We start from the raw sequence: 15,463 nt of genomic DNA, 5'->3' as shown, positions 1-15,463 counted from the left end.
CAGAAACGCCAGGAACGATGCTCCGTTATCTGACTTGTCCGCCTTTCCTTCAGCCTAAAGGTAAATGCGAATCATGAGCATTATTATTTACAGTAAGCCGGACTGTGTCCAGTGCAACGCCACCTATCGTGCATTTGATAAACAGGGGATTGATTATCAGGTGATCGATCTCACCCAGGATCAGCAGGCGCTGAACCACGTTAAATCCTTAGGTTATCAGCAAGTTCCGGTAATTATCGCCGGTGACGATCACTGGTCCGGTTTCCGGCCGGACAAGATCGGCGCGCTGGCGCTCACCTGCTGAGGCCCGCCGATGAATCCGCTGGTCTATTTCTCCAGCAGCTCGGAGAACACCCATCGGTTCGTTGAGAAACTGGGCCTGCCGGCGATCCGCATTCCGATCGCCGGCGCCCGCAGCAAGCTGCTGATGGAGCAACCCTATATCTTGATCGTGCCCAGCTATGGCGGCGGCAGCGCCGTCGGCGCGGTGCCGATCCAGGTGATCCGCTTTCTCAACGTTCCGCAAAACCGTTCATACCTGCGCGGCGTCATCGCCGCCGGGAACACCAACTTCGGCGCAGCGTACGGCATCGCCGGCGACATCATCGCCAAAAAATGCCAGGTGCCTTTTTTGTACCGCTTCGAGCTGCTCGGCACGACGCAAGACGTTGAAAACGTTAGACAGGGAGTAACCGCATTTTGGCAACGACAGAATTGACCAGGCCCGAGACGGGCGCGCTGGATTACCATTCGCTCAACGCGATGCTCAATCTTTACGATGCGGAAGGCCGGATCCAGTTCGATAAAGATCGGCTGGCGGCGCGGCACTACTTCCTGCAGCACGTCAACCAAAACACCGTGTTCTTCCATAACCTGGAGGAAAAGCTGCGCTATCTGGTGGAGGAAGGCTACTACGAGCCGCAGGTGCTGGCGCAGTACGAATTTCCGTTTATCAAGCAGCTGTTCCAGCAGGCCTATGCCAAAAAATTCCGCTTCGAGACCTTCCTCGGCGCCTTCAAGTACTACACCAGCTATACGCTGAAAACCTTCGACGGCAAACGCTATCTGGAGCGCTACGAAGATCGGGTATGCATGGTGGCGCTGACGCTGGCGGCGGGCGACACCGGGCTGGCGCAGGATCTGGTGGAGGAGATGATTTCGGGCCGCTTCCAGCCGGCCACGCCGACTTTCCTCAACTGCGGCAAACGCCAGCGCGGTGAGCTGGTCTCCTGCTTCCTGCTGCGCATCGAAGACAATATGGAATCGATCGGCCGGGCGGTGAACTCCGCGCTGCAGCTGTCGAAACGCGGCGGCGGCGTGGCCTTCCTGCTGAGCAATATTCGCGAGGTGGGCGCGCCGATAAAGCGCATCGAGAACCAGTCCTCCGGCGTCATTCCGATCATGAAAATGCTCGAAGACGCCTTCTCCTACGCCAACCAGCTCGGCGCGCGCCAGGGGGCCGGCGCGGTGTATCTCAACGCCCACCACCCGGACATTCTGCGTTTCCTCGACACCAAGCGGGAAAACGCCGACGAGAAGATCCGCATCAAAACGCTGTCGCTGGGGGTGGTGATCCCGGATATCACCTTCGAGCTGGCGAAGAACAACGAAGAGATGTACCTGTTTTCGCCCTACGACGTCGAACGGGTGTACGGCGTGCCGTTTTCGGAGATTGCCGTTAGCGAGAAATATCGCGAGATGGTGGACGACAAGCGCATCCGCAAATCGCGCATCAACGCGCGCGAGTTCTTCCAGGTGCTGGCGGAGATCCAGTTCGAATCCGGCTACCCCTACGTGATGTTTGAGGACACGGTCAACCGGGAGAACCCGATCGCCGGGCGGATCAACATGAGCAACCTGTGTTCGGAGATCCTGCAGGTTAACCGCGCCAGCACGTATCACGAGGATCTGAGCTACGATCGCATCGGCAAGGACATCTCCTGCAACCTCGGCTCGCTGAACATCGCCAAAACCATGGACGCGCCGGACTTCGGCAAGGCGATTGAAACCGCGATCCGCGCGCTGACCGCGGTGGCCGACATGAGCGATATCCGCTCGGTGCCGTCAATAGCCGAGGGCAACCGCAGCGCCCGCGCCATTGGCCTGGGCCAGATGAACCTGCACGGTTACCTGGCGCGCGAGCGCATTTTCTACGGCTCGGAAGAAGGCATCGACTTCACCAACCTCTATTTCTATACCGTGGCCTATCACGCCCTCCGCGCCTCGAACCGGCTGGCGATAGAACGTGGCGGCGCCTTCGACGGCTTTGAGCACTCCCGCTATGCCAGCGGCGAGTACTTCGACAAGTACACCGAACGCGACTGGCTGCCGCAGACCGAGCGGGTGCGCGAGCTGTTCGCCGCCGCCGGCATCGCCATTCCGGGCCGCGACGAGTGGCGCGCGCTGCGCCAGTCGGTGATGATGCACGGGCTGTACAATCAGAACCTGCAGGCGGTGCCGCCGACCGGTTCCATCTCGTACATCAACAACGCCACCTCCAGCATCCATCCGATCGTCTCGCGCATCGAGATCCGCAAGGAAGGCAAGATCGGCCGCGTTTACTATCCGGCGCCCTACATGACCAACGACAACCTGGCGTATTACCAGGATGCCTACGAGATTGGTCCGGAAAAGATCATCGATACCTACGCCGCCGCTACGCAACACGTCGATCAAGGGCTGTCGCTGACGCTGTTCTTCCGCGATACCGCCACCACCCGCGACATCAACCGTGCGCAGATCTACGCCTGGCGCAAAGGCATCAAGACTATCTACTACATCCGCCTGCGCCAAATGGCGCTGGAAGGCACCGAGGTGCAGGGCTGCGTGTCCTGCGCGCTGTGAGGCAACTTATGACGACCCTAACATCGGCGCCGCTGGTGCGCGCCATCAACTGGAACATCATCGAAGACGACAAGGATCTGGAGGTGTGGAACCGCCTGACCTCCAACTTCTGGCTGCCGGAGAAGGTGCCGCTGTCCAACGATATCCCCTCTTGGGCCACGCTGACGCCAAAGGAACAGCAGCTGACCATTCGGGTGTTTACCGGGCTGACGCTGCTGGACACCATCCAGAACACCGTCGGTGCGCCGGCCCTGATAGCCGATGCGCTGACGCCGCACGAAGAGGCGGTGTACTCCAACATCAGCTTTATGGAGGCGGTGCACGCCCGTTCGTACAGCTCAATTTTCTCCACCCTGTGCCAAACGCCGGACGTGGACGACGCCTACCGCTGGAGCGAGGAAAACCGTGCACTGCAAAAGAAAGCCGGCATCATTCTGGCGCACTACCGCAGCGACGATCCGCTGCTGAAGAAGGTCGCCAGCGTGTTCCTCGAGTCGTTCCTGTTCTATTCGGGCTTTTATCTGCCGATGTACTGGTCGAGCCGCGCCAAGCTGACCAACACCGCCGATCTGATCCGCCTGATCATCCGCGACGAGGCGGTGCATGGCTACTATATCGGCTATAAATTCCAGAAAGGGCTGGAGAAAGTGGACGCCGCACGGCGCCAGCAGGTGAAAAACTTTGCCTTCGATCTGATGCAGGATCTGTACGATAACGAGGTGCGTTACACCGAGGAGCTGTACGACGGCGTCGGCTGGACGGAAGACGTGAAGACCTTCCTGCACTACAACGCCAACAAGGCGCTGATGAATCTGGGGTATGAGGCGCTGTTCCCACCGGCAATGGCGGAGGTCAACCCGGCGATCCTGTCGGCATTGTCGCCGAACGCCGATGAAAACCACGACTTCTTCTCCGGTTCAGGTTCATCTTACGTTATCGGCAAGGCGGTCAACACCGAGGATGAGGACTGGGATTTCTGAGGACATGACAACGATACCGGTCTTTCAGGCCGGTATCGTGCATTTAATACCCTTGTTCTTTCTGACTACGGATCGCCAGAACAAACGCCGTATCGATATCAGGGATATATTTGTAGAGCGCCAAATAACCGCGAGCCTGCTGCCCAATAATCAATTCACGCAGTCCTGCGCCAAGGGCTCGTCCGAGCAATGGATTATGTTCCAATACCGCAATCGCCTGGATGATTTCCTGAATGCGCCGCCCTGAATCCGCGGCACCATACTGAGCCAAATGAGCGAGAATACGTTCGATATCATCCCTGACCTCTGGCGCCAACTCGACATTTGCCATCAGCGCCCCAATTTTTTAACCGGAGGTTTAACCGCTTCGGTGTTACCCGCTGCGTAGTTTTCCAAATAACCGCGCATCTCTTTCCAAGAGACAGTCTCTCCCGTCGCAATTATCTTGGCATAGCGTTTTTCCGCTTCATTCTCAAAGCCGCGGCGCAGCTCTTCTTGCTGCGTTTTCTCCGCTATTGCCTGCAAAATAAAGCTGTGAGACGTCACGCCAGCCTGCTCGGCGACGGCGGCGACTCGGGCTTTAAGCTCATCTGGAATACGGATGGTCGTCGTCGACATAATCGCTCCCAACGTCGGTCAATCACATGTAGCTCAATTGTGCTACATGGAGTCTGGCAGCGCAATGATGCTGGGGATTATTTCACCCACTGACGCAGCTCAAGCCGCCGCCAAATAGCGCTTTTCTCCGCGTCACCGGCGGTCGGCCAGGCAGCGATCTCCGCCCGCGTGCGCCGGCATCCCCGGCACTGCTGGGTTTCGTCGTCGATGCGGCACAGGCTGACGCAGGGCGATCTCACGCCGTGCTGGAATTGCTGATTGTCACCCGCCATAAACCGCCCTTGATGTGATGTGTGCCGCCACAGGATACCCGATCCGGCGGCGGCGCGTCGTCAATCAGATGATGCCGCCGTTGGCGCGCAGGGTTTGGCCGTTGATCCAGCCGCCGTCGGCCCCGGCGAGGAAGGCCACCGCCGCAGCGATATCGTCCGGCGTGCCCAGCCGCTCCAGCGGCGCCATCTTCGCCAGCCGCTCGATCAGCTCCGGCGTTTTGCCATCGAGGAACAGCCCGGTGGCGGTCGGCCCCGGCGCGACGGCGTTCACCGTGATATTGCGGCCGCGCAGCTCTTTTGCCAGCACGCTGGTCAACGCTTCTATCGCCGCCTTGCTGGCGGCGTACATGCCGTACCCCGGCTGCAGCAGCCCGACTACGCTGGAGGAGAAGTTGATGATGCGGCCGTTATCCCGCAGGCGTTTCGCCGCTTCACGCATCGTGTTGAAGCTGCCTTTCAGGTTGATGTCGATCAGACGATCCGCATCTTCATCACGCATGTCCGCCACCGGCGCCAGCGCGATCACCCCGGCGTTGTTGATCAGCACGTCGACGCCGCCAAACGCCTGTTCGGCGCTGTCGAACAATCGGGAAACCGCAGCCGCATCGCTGACGTCGGCTTTGGCGCCGAGCGCGCGGCCGCCCGCCTGTTCTATCTTGCGCACCAGCTCATCGGCCGGCGCCGGGTTGCCTGAATAGTTAATGATGACGGTAAAACCGTCGGCGGCCAGACGCTCGGCGATGGCGGCGCCGATGCCGCGCGATGCGCCGGTGACGATGGCGACGCGTTGAGTAGCGTGATTCATGAATATCTCCTCATCGGGTTAATGTACCGTCATCATGCACCTTTCGCCGTGTCGAATAATCCCCTATTCTTCGACATCACAATCCGAAATAAGCGAACAATTATCATGGACAGGATCGATGCCATGCGCCTGTTCACCCGCGTGGTGGAACAGCGTAGCTTTACCCAAGCGGCGCAGGATCTTAACCTGCCGCGCTCCACCGTGACCGACGCCATCAAACAGCTCGAAGCCCGGCTGCAAGTCAGGCTGCTACAGCGCACCACCCGCCACGTCAGCCCGACGCTGGACGGCGAAGCCTACTATCAGCGCTGTCTGAGCATTCTGGCGGACATCGAAGAGGCGGAGATGGCGTTCGCCGGCGCCAAACCACGCGGGCTGCTGCGCATCGAGGTGCACGGCACGCTGGCGCGCCATTTTTTGTTGCCCGATTTGCCTGATTTCTTGGCGCAATACCCGGATATCGAACTCTCTATGAGCGAAGGCGATCGGCTGGTGGACGCGCTGCGGGAAGGCATCGACTGCGTGGTGCGCGTCGGCAAACTGCGGGACAGCGACATGGTGGCGCGCCGCCTGGGCGAGCTGGAAGAGGTGACCTGTGCCGCCCCGGCCTACCTGCAGCGCTTCGGCACGCCGCAAAACCTGGACGATCTGCGCCATCACCGCATGGTGGGCTTTCGCTCTTCGGCGACCGGCGCGCTGATGCCACTGGCGTTCACGGTGGCGGGGCAAGCGCAGCCCATCACGCTGCCGGCAACGGTGTCGGTCAACGCGGCGGAGAGCCTGGTCGCCGCCGCCCGCGCCGGGTTGGGCATCATTCAGGTGCCGCGCTATCACCTGCGCGGCGATCTGGCCGACGGCAGCCTGTTGCCGCTGCTGCCGGATTGGCCTTCTCCACCGATGCCGGTCTCGCTGCTTTATCCGCGTAACCGCCAGCTGTCGCCGCGGGTGCGCGTGTTTCTCGATTGGTTCAGCCGGGTGTTCGCCGAGCGGAACCGGTAGCGACCGAGTGCGTTACAGCGCGCCGTAATTCAGCGGCACCCAACCGTACCCTTCACCCTGGCGGTTCAGGTAGCCCAACCCTGGGAACGACAGGTGTGCGCCGCCCACCAACTCGCTCTGCCGCGCGCTATCGCCGAACACCCGCAGCCGCTGAGCGACCGCCGCCTTGGCGTCGCTGTCAAAGCTGATAGCCACCTTCGGATGCGGCATCTGTACCGCCGCCACGTGGATCAGATCCCCCAGCAACAGCAGCTTTTTGCCCTGGCTCGTCACCTGATACACGCTGTGCCCCGGCGTATGGCCGTGAGCGGCGAACGCAGCGATGCCTGGCGACAATTCACCGTCACCGCTGAACGGCTTAAAGTGGCCAACCGCCTGGTACGGCTTGATCGCCGCCATGGCCTTTTCGAAATTGCCTTTGTTCTGCGCTTTGGCCTGTTTCAGTTTGTCCGCGCTCAGCCAGAAGTCCGCGTCCTGGCTGGCGGCGCGCACCACCGCATTAGGGAATACCGCCTTGCCGTCGTGCGTCAGGCCGCCGAGGTGATCCGGGTGCATATGGGTCAGGTAGATCTCATCCACCTGCTCCGGCTGGTAGCCCGCCGCGCGCAGGTTATCCACCAGTTTGCCCAGACCGTCGCCCAGCAGCTGGCCGGCGCCGCTGTCGATCATCACCAGCTTGTCGCCGGTATTGATCAGATAGGCATTGACCGAGGTGACCACCGGCAGGCTTTGATGCCGCTCGGCCAACCCGGCGGCGATCTGCTGCGGCGTGGTGTTCAGCAACAGCTTGTCCGCCGGCAGGCGAATGACGCCGTCGGACAGCGCGGTCACTTCAAAGCTGCCCAGCATGATGCGATAAAATCCCGGCGTCGGGGTTTTGGCTTGCGGCGCGGCGGCCCCGGCCTGTAATGACATAACGGCCAGCGCCGCGCCCAGCAGACAACGTTTCCAGAACATGATGACTCCTTGCGAGAATTGAACAGCGCTAAGTATTGACGCAAAAAGCCCGATGCGCCTGTTTAATAAATGCCTTTGATAACTATATAAATAATATATTTATTATGAATAATTTTGTTTGCCGAGCCACACAACCCCAATCCATATTTTCTCGCTCGCCACTTGGTTATTTTCCTTACTCCCTAAACCAAGAGTGAGGAAATATCATGAACTATCAATTCGAAAATCTGGTCTTTGAAGGCGGCGGCGTAAAAGGCATCGCCTATGGCGGCGCGCTGGAATTGCTGGAAGCCAAAGGCATCATGCCGCAGATCAAGCAAACCTCCGGCGCCTCGGCGGGCGCCATCGCCGCGCTGCTGGTCGGCCTGGGCTGCAGCTCGGCGGACGTCACCAAAATTCTGTCGGCGATGGATTTTAAAAAATTCCTCGATTATAACGGCGGCTTTTTCGGTACGCTCCAGGACGCCTACCGCCTGTTCAATCAATACGGCATCGCGCCCGGCGATTATTTCTATCAATGGTCGCGCGATATTATCAAGCAATATACCGGCAAGCCGGATATTACCTTCGAGCAGTTCGAAGCGATGAAAACGGCGAAGGGGTTCAAGTCGATTTACTTTATCGGCGCCAACCTCAACAGCGGCCAGCGCGAGGTCTATTCGCATCGCACCACGCCGCGCATGAAAGTGGCGGACGGCCTGCGCATTTCGATGTCGTTCCCGTTCGCCTTCGTGGCGAAGAACAATACCCTGGGCGACCTGTGCATCGACGGCGGCATGATCGACAACTACCCGGTGCGGCTGTTCGACTATGACTTCTCCGCCACGCCGCCTTATATCGACGCCTCCAGCCAGCGCATCAACACCCGCACCCTGGGCCTTCGCCTGGACTCCGCCGGCGAAATCGCCCAGGCCGCCGGGCAGGCAGGCCCGCGCACGCCGGTCAACAACCTGTTTGATTTCACCCTGGCGGTGGCCAACGTGATGCTGGACATCCAAACCAAGGTGCACCTGGACAGCGACGACTGGAAACGTACCGTGTATGTCGACACGCTTGACGTCGGCACGCTGGAGTTCGGCATCAGCGAGGAGAAGAAACGCGCGCTGATCGAATCCGGCCGCCGCGGCGTAGAACGCTACTTCGCCTGGTACGACGCCGCCATGAAACAGGCGGCGTAACCCCCCATCCACCCCGCCCGCGCGTGCGGCCGGCGCGCGGGAAAAAAAATCCCCGCGGGGGCGGGGAAAGGCAAAGTAACGCTAAGGATTTCTAGGAGTTATACGAAGAATTTGGCCAACACCAGCAGCGATAGCGAGACGTTGATCGCCCCCCCGATCCGCGTGGCGATCTGGGCGAACGGCATCAGCGACATGCGATTGCCGGCGGTGAGGATCGCGACGTCGCCGGTGCCGCCCTGCCCGCTCTGGCAGCAGGAGACAATCGCCACGTCGATAGGGTGCATGCCGATTTTCTTGCCGACGAAGAAACCGGTCGCCACCAGCGCGCTGACGGTTGTGACGATCACGATCAGATTCTGTACGGTGAACGCGTCCACCAGCTCCTGCCACGGCGTGATGGCCACGCCGACCGCGAACAGGATCGGATAAGTCACGGCGGTGCGGAAGAATTTGTACACCACCTGCGAGCCTTCCTGAATGCGCGGCGACACCCCGTGCGCCAGCTTCACCGCCACGGCGGCGAACAGCATGCCCACCGGCGCCGGCAGGCCAATCAGGCGGTGCAGCAGCATGCCTACCATATACAGCAGGATGGCCAGCAGCGCGCCGCAGGCGATGGTGCTGACGTCCACCTTGCCGCTGATTTTTTCCACCGCGTTCATGTCGCTGTCGCCCTGCTTGCTCGGCATCAGGCTGCCTTCGCCGGTCAGGTGCGGATAACGCTTGCCCAGCTGGTTGAGCAGGCCGGCGATGACGATGGCGGTCAGGCTGCCGAGCATCACGATCGGCAGAATGCGCCCCAACGCCACGCCCTGCTCCATGTGCAGGATCGCCGCGTAGCCCATCGACAGCGGGATCGCCCCTTCACCCACGCCGCCGGCCATGATCGGCAGGATCAGGAAGAAGAAGATCTGGAACGGCTCCAGGCCCAGCGCCATGCCGACGCCCATCCCCACCAGCATGCCGACGATCTCGCCGCACAGCATCGGAATGAAGATGCGCAGGAAGCCCTGGATCAGCACCTGGCGGTTCATGCTCATGATGCTGCCGACGATGATGCAGCAGATGTAGAGATAAAGAATGTTGGTCGATTTGTAGAACTTGGTGGTCGACTCCACCACCACGTCCGGCAGCAGGCCGTAGTGCACCAGCGCGGAAGGAATAAAGGTGGCGCAGATCGCCGCCGCGCCCATTTTGCCGATCAGCGGCAGGCGTTTGCCGAATTCGCCGCAGGCGAAGCCGAAGAACGCCAGGGTGGCCACCATTACCACGATATCGCTCGGCAGCTTGCCTTCCAGGCAGTCGAGCAGAATCAATACGCCGGCCAGAATAAAGAACGGTAACGGAATAATCCCTACTTTATAATTGTCCAGTATCCGCCACCATTTCTCACGCAGAGGAATATCGGCGGCCTTGTCTTTGGCTACGAGGTAAGAATCATCTGTTGTGCTCATAATCTGGCCTCTTATTAGTTTGTTCAGCCATCATAGAGAAGCGCACGGATTATCTGCTGTGATTATGTTCAAAGTTAAAAAGGGTTTTTAATGGTGGTTATGGTTTCTATGGGGTTAATTAAGATTATGTAAAAACCGACGTGGTTTTAATGGTGTTAATACCGCTTTTATTTTAAAGCTTATCAACTTTATCGCAGACGAACAATTCTCGTCCGGTTCACTCTAATCCCGTGTGAGGGATCACAAGTTGATCGGGCGCAATATTACAGACCCCGCTTCTCGTGATAGGGTAAGGCTTCAAGATCTCTTTACGGTGAAGCTCCGCCATGCGGCTCAAACTCTCATTTCAAATCAAGCTGTTTCTTTGCCTGGTGGCCTTCTCCTGCCTGCTGCTGACCTGTATCGGTGCCTATACCTATTACCAGCTGGATGCGCAGCTGCACCGCGATCTCGGCGCCCGCGCCCAGGTGCAGGCGCGGGAAATCGCCCTCATTCCTTCGCTGGTCGACGCCGTGGAAAACAACGACGCCGCCAGAATTGCCGCGCTGATGAAAAAAATCCGCGCCAGCAGCGACGCCAGTTATATCGTCATCGGCGATAATCACGCCCGCCATCTTTATCATTCCGAATATGAAGGCCGCCTGGGCACGCCGATGATCGGCGGTGATAATAAAGAGGTGCTGGAAGGAAAAAGCATTATTTCCATTCGCAAGGGCGGCATTGGCATTTCATTACGCAGCAAGGCGCCGATCCTGGATGAAAATAATCACGTGATCGGCATCGTTTCCGTCGGCTATTTGAAATCGCATATCGATAATTTAAATGCCAGAACGTTGACGCAAATTATTGGCTCCATCGTCCTGCTGCTGATCGCCCTGTTCGTCTTTTCCTGGTTGCTGTCGAAAAACCTCAAGCGCCAGATGTTCTGGCTGGAGCCGAAAGAGATTGCGCTGCTGGTACGCCAGCAAAAAGCGCTGCTGGAAGCCATCTATGAAGGGGTGATCGCCATCGATCCGCAGATGCGGATCATCACCATCAACCATGCGGCGCGCGAGCTGCTGGATCTGCACCAGCCCGCCGCCGGCTTGCTGGGCCGGCCGATCGGCGACGTGATCCAGGCACAGCCGAACTTCTTCGCCGCCGCGCAGCTGGGCCAGGATACGCACGACGAAGTGTGCCGCTTCAACCACGTGCGGGTGATCGCCAGCCGGGTGCGCATCATGCAGGAGCAGGAGCTGCAAGGCTGGGTGATCAGCTTCCGCGACAAGAACGATATCAATACCCTGAGCAGCCAGCTCAGCCAGGTGAAACGCTATGCCGACAATCTGCGCATCATGCGCCACGAGCAGCTGAACTGGACCGCCACGCTGGCCGGGCTGTTGCATATGCAGCGCTACGACGAGGCCATTCGCTATGTGGAAGCCCAGTCGGAGGGGGCGCAGGAAATCCTCGATTTCATCTCGCAGCGCTTCAGTTCAGCGGCGCTGTGCGGCCTGCTGCTGGGCAAATACTCCAGCGCCAGAGAAAAAGGCATCGAGCTGCGCTTCGATCCGGCCTGCCAGCTGCGACAGATCCCGGCGGCGCTGAATGAGACCGAACTGATGTCGATCGTCGGCAACCTGTTGGATAATGCGGTGGAGGCGACGCTGCACTGCCCAGCCCCGCACGATGCGATTGAGCTTTATATCAGCGACGGCAGCGACGAACTGGTGATCGAGGTGGCGGATCGCGGCACCGGCATCGCCGAGGAGATTCGTGATACGCTGTTTGAACAGGGCGTCACCACCAAAGCGGATAAAAGCGACCACGGCATCGGCCTGCATCTGGTCGCCAGCCACGTGGCGCAGGCGCACGGCAGCATAGAAGTGTCGGACAACGAGCCGCACGGCGCGATATTCTCTATATTTATCCCTAAATAAAACCCATAACCCGATTTTTTGAGCACCCGATTATGTCACACCAAGCACTGGACGTTCTGATCGTGGAAGACGAGCCGCAACTGGCGACACTGCACGCGGAGTTCATCGAGAAAAATTTCAACCTGCGGGTGGTGGCTTACGCCGCCACGCTGGCCGAAGCACGAGCCAAAGCCAATGCGCATCAGCCGCGGCTGATCCTGCTGGATAACTTTCTGCCGGACGGCCAGGGCATCGAGCTGATGGAAGAACCGGCGGTGAAGAACCCCGCCTGCTCGGTGATCTTCATCACCGCCGCCAGCGACATGCATACCTGCAGCCAGGCGATCCGCAACGGCGCCTTCGATTACATCATCAAGCCGGTGTCCTACAAGCGGCTGCGCAATTCGCTCGAACGCTTCATGCAGTTTGTACAGACCCAGCGCACCTTCAAGATCATCGATCAGGATAACGTCGATGCGCTGTACAACCTGCAGTCGAAGCAGTTCTCCAGCGAGCCGAGCGCCAAAGGCATCGAAACCAATACCCTCGAGCTGGTGCAGGCGCTGTTTATCGCCCAGCCGGCGGTGGCGCATGCGGTGGAAGACGTGGTTGAGCAGGTCGGCATCAGCAAGACCACCGCCCGCCGTTATCTGGAATACTGCGTCGCCACCCAGTTCGTGCGGGTGGAAATGTTGTACGGCAATATTGGCCATCCGCGGCGGCTGTATCGCAAGGCCTGAGGCTGCCATCTGGCTGTCATATTACGGCGATAACATAGCGTTCGACGATATCCCCCTCGATATCGGCACCTGTCGTTAAAACTGATGAAATACTGATGACTTTTACCCGGCCTCTGGTCGGGTTTTTTATTATCCGAACGGCAGGCGTAAAACCGAAATAGCGCATTGCCCCACGCCGCGTTATTTCCCCGAAAACCAAACCATTATGGTGAATAACGGCCATCAATTTTGAGTCACGGGCCAAATTACCATAACTAATTAAAACCTTGATGTAAACCACTAATATCCCATTTAAATGACATTGAGGGTTGTCTCAGATATTCACTGTGTTAGGGTAAAAAGCTCTTTTATTTTGCTAAGGACAGCCCATAACGCGTTAATTAAACCAGAGGAAACAGCAAATTGCATGGCAATTAAACTCGAAGTAAAGAACCTGTATAAGATATTTGGCGAACACCCGGAACGCGCATTCAAACTGCTGGATAAAGGTCTGACAAAAGATCGGCTGTTTGAAAAAACCGGCTTATCGCTCGGCGTAAAAGACGCCACTCTGGCCATTGAAGAAGGCGAGATATTTGTCATCATGGGGCTCTCCGGTTCCGGCAAGTCCACCCTGGTACGCCTTCTCAATCGTCTGATAGAACCCACTCGCGGTCAGGTGCTGATCGACGGTGAGGACATCGCCAAAATATCTGACACCGCGCTGCGCGCCGTGCGGCGAAATAAGATCAGCATGGTATTTCAGTCATTCGCGCTGATGCCGCACATGAATGTCATTAATAACACCGCCTTCGGTATGGAATTAGCCGGCATACCGCTGCAGGAGCGCCAGGAAAAAGCGCTGGATGCCCTGCGTCAGGTCGGGCTGGAGAATTATGCGCTGTCTTATCCGGATGAATTATCCGGCGGCATGCGCCAGCGCGTGGGATTAGCCCGTGCCCTGGCCAATAACCCGGATATATTATTGATGGACGAAGCCTTCTCGGCGCTCGATCCGTTAATTCGTACCGAAATGCAGGATGAGCTGGTGAAATTACAGGCCCAGCATCAGCGCACCATCGTGTTTATTTCCCACGATCTGGACGAAGCGATGCGCATCGGCGATCGCATCGCCATCATGCAGGGCGGTGAGGTGATCCAGGTCGGCACGCCGGACGAGATCCTGAACAACCCGGCCAACGATTATGTACGCACCTTCTTCCGCGGCGTGGACATCAGTCATGTATTCAGCGCCAAGGATATCGCCCAACGGCGCCCGGTGACGCTGATCCGCAAAACCCCCGGCTTTGGCCCCCGATCGGCGCTGCAGCTGCTGCGCGATGAGGACCGTGATTATGGTTATGTTGTTGAACGCGGAAAGAAATTTATCGGCGTAGTGTCGATAGAGTCGCTGAAAAAGGCGCTGTCCGCCAATCAAACGCTGGACGATGCCCTGCTCGAGGCCCCCGCTGCCGTGCCGGCCGACACGCCGCTCAGCGATCTGATTTCCCTGGTCGCCCAGGCGCCGTGCGCGGTGCCGGTGGTGTGCGAAGAACATAACTATCTCGGCATCATCTCCAAGGCCATGCTGCTGCAGGCGTTGGACAAGGAGGGCTCCGCCAATGAGTGATACTACGCAAACCCAAGATCCCTGGGCTACCGCACCGGCCGATACCGGCGCCGCACCCGCAAACGATGCCGCCGCCAACGCCGGCGACGCCTGGTCCAGCGCGCCGCCGCCGGCCGCCCATGACGCCGCCGCGTCAGGCGCCGATTGGCTCAGCAGCGCCCCGGCTCAGCCGGAACACTTCAGCCTGCTCGATCCGTTCCACAAAGCCTGGGTGCCGTTCGATACCTGGGTCACGCAGGGCATCGACTGGCTGGTGCTGCACTTCCGCCCGCTGTTCCAGGGCATCCGCGTGCCGGTGGACATGATCCTGAGCGGCTTCCAGCAATTGCTGCTGGGCATGCCGGCGCCGATCGCCATTCTGGTGTTCTCGCTGCTCGCCTGGCAGGTCTCGGGCCTCGGCATGGGCGCCGCCACGCTGCTCTCACTGGTCGCCATCGGCGCCATCGGCGCCTGGTCGCAGGCGATGGTCACGCTGGCGCTGGTGCTGACTGCGCTGTTCTTCTGCATTCTTATCGGCCTGCCGCTCGGCATCTGGCTGGCGCGCAGCAAACACGCCGCCAAGGTGATAAGACCGCTGCTCGACGCCATGCAGACCACCCCGGCCTTCGTCTACCTGGTGCCAATCGTCATGCTGTTCGGCATCGGCAACGTGCCGGGCGTGGTGGTCACCATCATCTTCGCGCTGCCGCCGATCGTGCGCCTGACCATTCTGGGCATCAAGCAGGTGCCGGAGGATCTGATCGAGGCCGCCGAATCCTTCGGCGCCAGCCCGCGTCAGCTACTGTTCAAGGTGCAGCTGCCGCTGGCGATGCCGACCATCATGGCCGGCGTGAACCAGACGCTGATGTTGGCGCTGTCGATGGTCGTCATTGCCTCGATGATCGCCGTCGGCGGACTGGGGCAGATGGTACTGCGCGGCATCGGCCGGCTGGACATGGGCCTGGCCGCCGTCGGCGGCGTCGGCATCGTGATCCTGGCGATCATTCTCGATCGCCTCACCCAATCGTTGGGGCGCGATCGCCGCAGCAAAGGCATCGGCCGCTGGTATCGCCGCGGCCCCATCGGGCTGCTGACTCGCCCGTTCATCAAACAAGCCTGACGCTTTTCCC

General features: G+C 59.3%; 17 protein-coding genes. 10 read left to right on the top strand and 7 right to left on the bottom strand.

Features of this window, described 5'->3' with window-relative positions; all coding sequences use genetic code 11:
• The first annotated feature begins 73 nt into the window (after nt 1–73).
• The 4 genes from nrdH to nrdF are packed head-to-tail and all read left to right on the top strand — an operon-like array spanning nt 74 to nt 3,824.
• Complete coding sequence (nrdH, locus tag C9411_RS24355; RefSeq protein ID WP_004928934.1) at nt 74–304, top strand: glutaredoxin-like protein NrdH; 231 nt, start codon at nt 74–76, stop codon at nt 302–304.
• Between the two features lie 9 nt (nt 305–313).
• Nucleotides 314–718, top strand: coding sequence for a class Ib ribonucleoside-diphosphate reductase assembly flavoprotein NrdI (gene nrdI, locus C9411_RS24350; RefSeq protein WP_004928930.1), 405 nt, complete (start codon nt 314–316; stop codon nt 716–718).
• Nucleotides 700–2,844, top strand: coding sequence for a class 1b ribonucleoside-diphosphate reductase subunit alpha (nrdE, locus tag C9411_RS24345; RefSeq protein ID WP_074181253.1), 2,145 nt, complete (start codon nt 700–702; stop codon nt 2,842–2,844). The genes nrdI and nrdE overlap by 19 nt, the downstream gene beginning before the upstream one ends.
• Before the next feature lie 8 nt (nt 2,845–2,852).
• On the top strand, nt 2,853–3,824 hold the full coding sequence (nrdF, locus tag C9411_RS24340) for a class 1b ribonucleoside-diphosphate reductase subunit beta (protein WP_025303987.1): 972 nt from the start codon (nt 2,853–2,855) through the stop codon (nt 3,822–3,824).
• Between the two features lie 43 nt (nt 3,825–3,867).
• Here nrdF and C9411_RS24335 read toward each other — a convergent pair whose 3' ends face one another.
• The 4 genes from C9411_RS24335 to C9411_RS24320 form a co-directional block, all read right to left on the bottom strand.
• Nucleotides 3,868–4,155, bottom strand: coding sequence for a type II toxin-antitoxin system RelE/ParE family toxin (locus C9411_RS24335; RefSeq protein WP_107228095.1), 288 nt, complete (start codon nt 4,153–4,155; stop codon nt 3,868–3,870).
• Entirely contained in the window at nt 4,155–4,442 is a 288-nt protein-coding gene (locus tag C9411_RS24330) for a CopG family ribbon-helix-helix protein (RefSeq protein WP_107228094.1), read from the bottom strand. The genes C9411_RS24335 and C9411_RS24330 overlap by 1 nt, the downstream gene beginning before the upstream one ends.
• A gap of 77 nt (nt 4,443–4,519) precedes the next feature.
• The gene (locus tag C9411_RS24325) at nt 4,520–4,714 is read right to left on the bottom strand and encodes a DUF1289 domain-containing protein (protein ID WP_107228093.1); all 195 of its coding nucleotides are present in this window, start codon (nt 4,712–4,714) and stop codon (nt 4,520–4,522) included.
• A 64-nt stretch (nt 4,715–4,778) separates the two neighbouring features.
• Nucleotides 4,779–5,519, bottom strand: a complete 741-nt coding sequence (locus C9411_RS24320; protein ID WP_107228092.1) for an SDR family oxidoreductase — start codon at nt 5,517–5,519, stop codon at nt 4,779–4,781.
• A 105-nt stretch (nt 5,520–5,624) separates the two neighbouring features.
• Between C9411_RS24320 and C9411_RS24315 the strand changes: the two genes are divergently transcribed.
• Complete coding sequence (locus C9411_RS24315; protein ID WP_063990634.1) at nt 5,625–6,518, top strand: LysR family transcriptional regulator; 894 nt, start codon at nt 5,625–5,627, stop codon at nt 6,516–6,518.
• Nucleotides 6,519–6,530: 12 nt separating this feature from the next.
• Here the strand turns inward: C9411_RS24315 and C9411_RS24310 are convergent, their stop codons facing one another.
• Nucleotides 6,531–7,475, bottom strand: coding sequence for an MBL fold metallo-hydrolase (locus tag C9411_RS24310; RefSeq protein WP_107228091.1), 945 nt, complete (start codon nt 7,473–7,475; stop codon nt 6,531–6,533).
• Nucleotides 7,476–7,681: 206 nt separating this feature from the next.
• Here C9411_RS24310 and C9411_RS24305 point away from each other — a divergent pair, with 206 nt between their 5' ends.
• Nucleotides 7,682–8,653, top strand: a complete 972-nt coding sequence (locus C9411_RS24305; protein WP_107228090.1) for a patatin-like phospholipase family protein — start codon at nt 7,682–7,684, stop codon at nt 8,651–8,653.
• 98 nt (nt 8,654–8,751) lie between these two features.
• Here C9411_RS24305 and C9411_RS24300 read toward each other — a convergent pair whose 3' ends face one another.
• Nucleotides 8,752–10,107 carry a 2-hydroxycarboxylate transporter family protein gene (locus C9411_RS24300; RefSeq protein ID WP_033635692.1) on the bottom strand — a complete coding sequence of 452 codons (1,356 nt, stop codon included), beginning with the start codon at nt 10,105–10,107 and terminating at the stop codon, nt 8,752–8,754.
• Nucleotides 10,108–10,433: 326 nt separating this feature from the next.
• On the opposite strand from C9411_RS24300, the gene C9411_RS24295 reads away from it, so the two are divergent.
• Nucleotides 10,434–12,026, top strand: a complete 1,593-nt coding sequence (locus C9411_RS24295) for a sensor histidine kinase (RefSeq protein ID WP_107228089.1) — start codon at nt 10,434–10,436, stop codon at nt 12,024–12,026.
• A gap of 32 nt (nt 12,027–12,058) precedes the next feature.
• On the top strand, nt 12,059–12,745 hold the full coding sequence (locus C9411_RS24290; RefSeq protein WP_033635694.1) for a response regulator: 687 nt from the start codon (nt 12,059–12,061) through the stop codon (nt 12,743–12,745).
• A 16-nt stretch (nt 12,746–12,761) separates the two neighbouring features.
• Here C9411_RS24290 and C9411_RS25660 read toward each other — a convergent pair whose 3' ends face one another.
• Entirely contained in the window at nt 12,762–13,025 is a 264-nt protein-coding gene (locus tag C9411_RS25660; RefSeq protein ID WP_130018107.1) for a hypothetical protein, read from the bottom strand.
• 126 nt (nt 13,026–13,151) lie between these two features.
• Here C9411_RS25660 and proV point away from each other — a divergent pair, with 126 nt between their 5' ends.
• Nucleotides 13,152–14,354: a glycine betaine/L-proline ABC transporter ATP-binding protein ProV gene (gene proV / locus C9411_RS24285; protein WP_063990638.1), complete on the top strand. Its 1,203-nt coding sequence runs from the start codon at nt 13,152–13,154 to the stop codon at nt 14,352–14,354.
• Nucleotides 14,347–15,453 (top strand): glycine betaine/L-proline ABC transporter permease ProW, encoded by a 1,107-nt coding sequence (gene proW / locus C9411_RS24280; protein WP_063990639.1) that lies wholly within the window; start codon nt 14,347–14,349, stop codon nt 15,451–15,453. Before proV ends, proW begins: the two co-directional genes overlap by 8 nt.
• Nucleotides 15,454–15,463: the final 10 nt, after the last annotated feature.

It is taken from the genome of Serratia sp. Nf2, assembly GCF_003028435.1.
Taxonomy (GTDB): Bacteria; Pseudomonadota; Gammaproteobacteria; order Enterobacterales; family Enterobacteriaceae; genus Serratia; species Serratia marcescens_L.
Note: the sequence above shows the minus strand (reverse complement) of the source record. Positions and strands in the feature narration are given on the sequence as shown.

Bases quoted from the DNA above. Each gene is read 5' to 3' on its own strand.
- C9411_RS24305 (WP_107228090.1), top strand. From the start codon at position 7,682: ATGAACTATCAATTCGAAAATCTGGTCTTTGAAGGCGGCGGCGTAAAA.
- nrdI (WP_004928930.1), top strand. From the start codon at position 314: ATGAATCCGCTGGTCTATTTCTCCAGCAGCTCGGAGAACACCCATCGG.
- C9411_RS24295 (WP_107228089.1), top strand. From the start codon at position 10,434: ATGCGGCTCAAACTCTCATTTCAAATCAAGCTGTTTCTTTGCCTGGTG.
- proW (WP_063990639.1), top strand. From the start codon at position 14,347: ATGAGTGATACTACGCAAACCCAAGATCCCTGGGCTACCGCACCGGCC.
- C9411_RS24300 (WP_033635692.1), bottom strand. From the start codon at position 10,107: ATGAGCACAACAGATGATTCTTACCTCGTAGCCAAAGACAAGGCCGCC.
- C9411_RS24330 (WP_107228094.1), bottom strand. From the start codon at position 4,442: ATGTCGACGACGACCATCCGTATTCCAGATGAGCTTAAAGCCCGAGTC.
- nrdH (WP_004928934.1), top strand. From the start codon at position 74: ATGAGCATTATTATTTACAGTAAGCCGGACTGTGTCCAGTGCAACGCC.
- C9411_RS24325 (WP_107228093.1), bottom strand. From the start codon at position 4,714: ATGGCGGGTGACAATCAGCAATTCCAGCACGGCGTGAGATCGCCCTGC.
- C9411_RS24320 (WP_107228092.1), bottom strand. From the start codon at position 5,519: ATGAATCACGCTACTCAACGCGTCGCCATCGTCACCGGCGCATCGCGC.
- C9411_RS24315 (WP_063990634.1), top strand. From the start codon at position 5,625: ATGGACAGGATCGATGCCATGCGCCTGTTCACCCGCGTGGTGGAACAG.
- C9411_RS24290 (WP_033635694.1), top strand. From the start codon at position 12,059: ATGTCACACCAAGCACTGGACGTTCTGATCGTGGAAGACGAGCCGCAA.
- C9411_RS24335 (WP_107228095.1), bottom strand. From the start codon at position 4,155: ATGGCAAATGTCGAGTTGGCGCCAGAGGTCAGGGATGATATCGAACGT.
- proV (WP_063990638.1), top strand. From the start codon at position 13,152: ATGGCAATTAAACTCGAAGTAAAGAACCTGTATAAGATATTTGGCGAA.
- C9411_RS24310 (WP_107228091.1), bottom strand. From the start codon at position 7,475: ATGTTCTGGAAACGTTGTCTGCTGGGCGCGGCGCTGGCCGTTATGTCA.
- nrdF (WP_025303987.1), top strand. From the start codon at position 2,853: ATGACGACCCTAACATCGGCGCCGCTGGTGCGCGCCATCAACTGGAAC.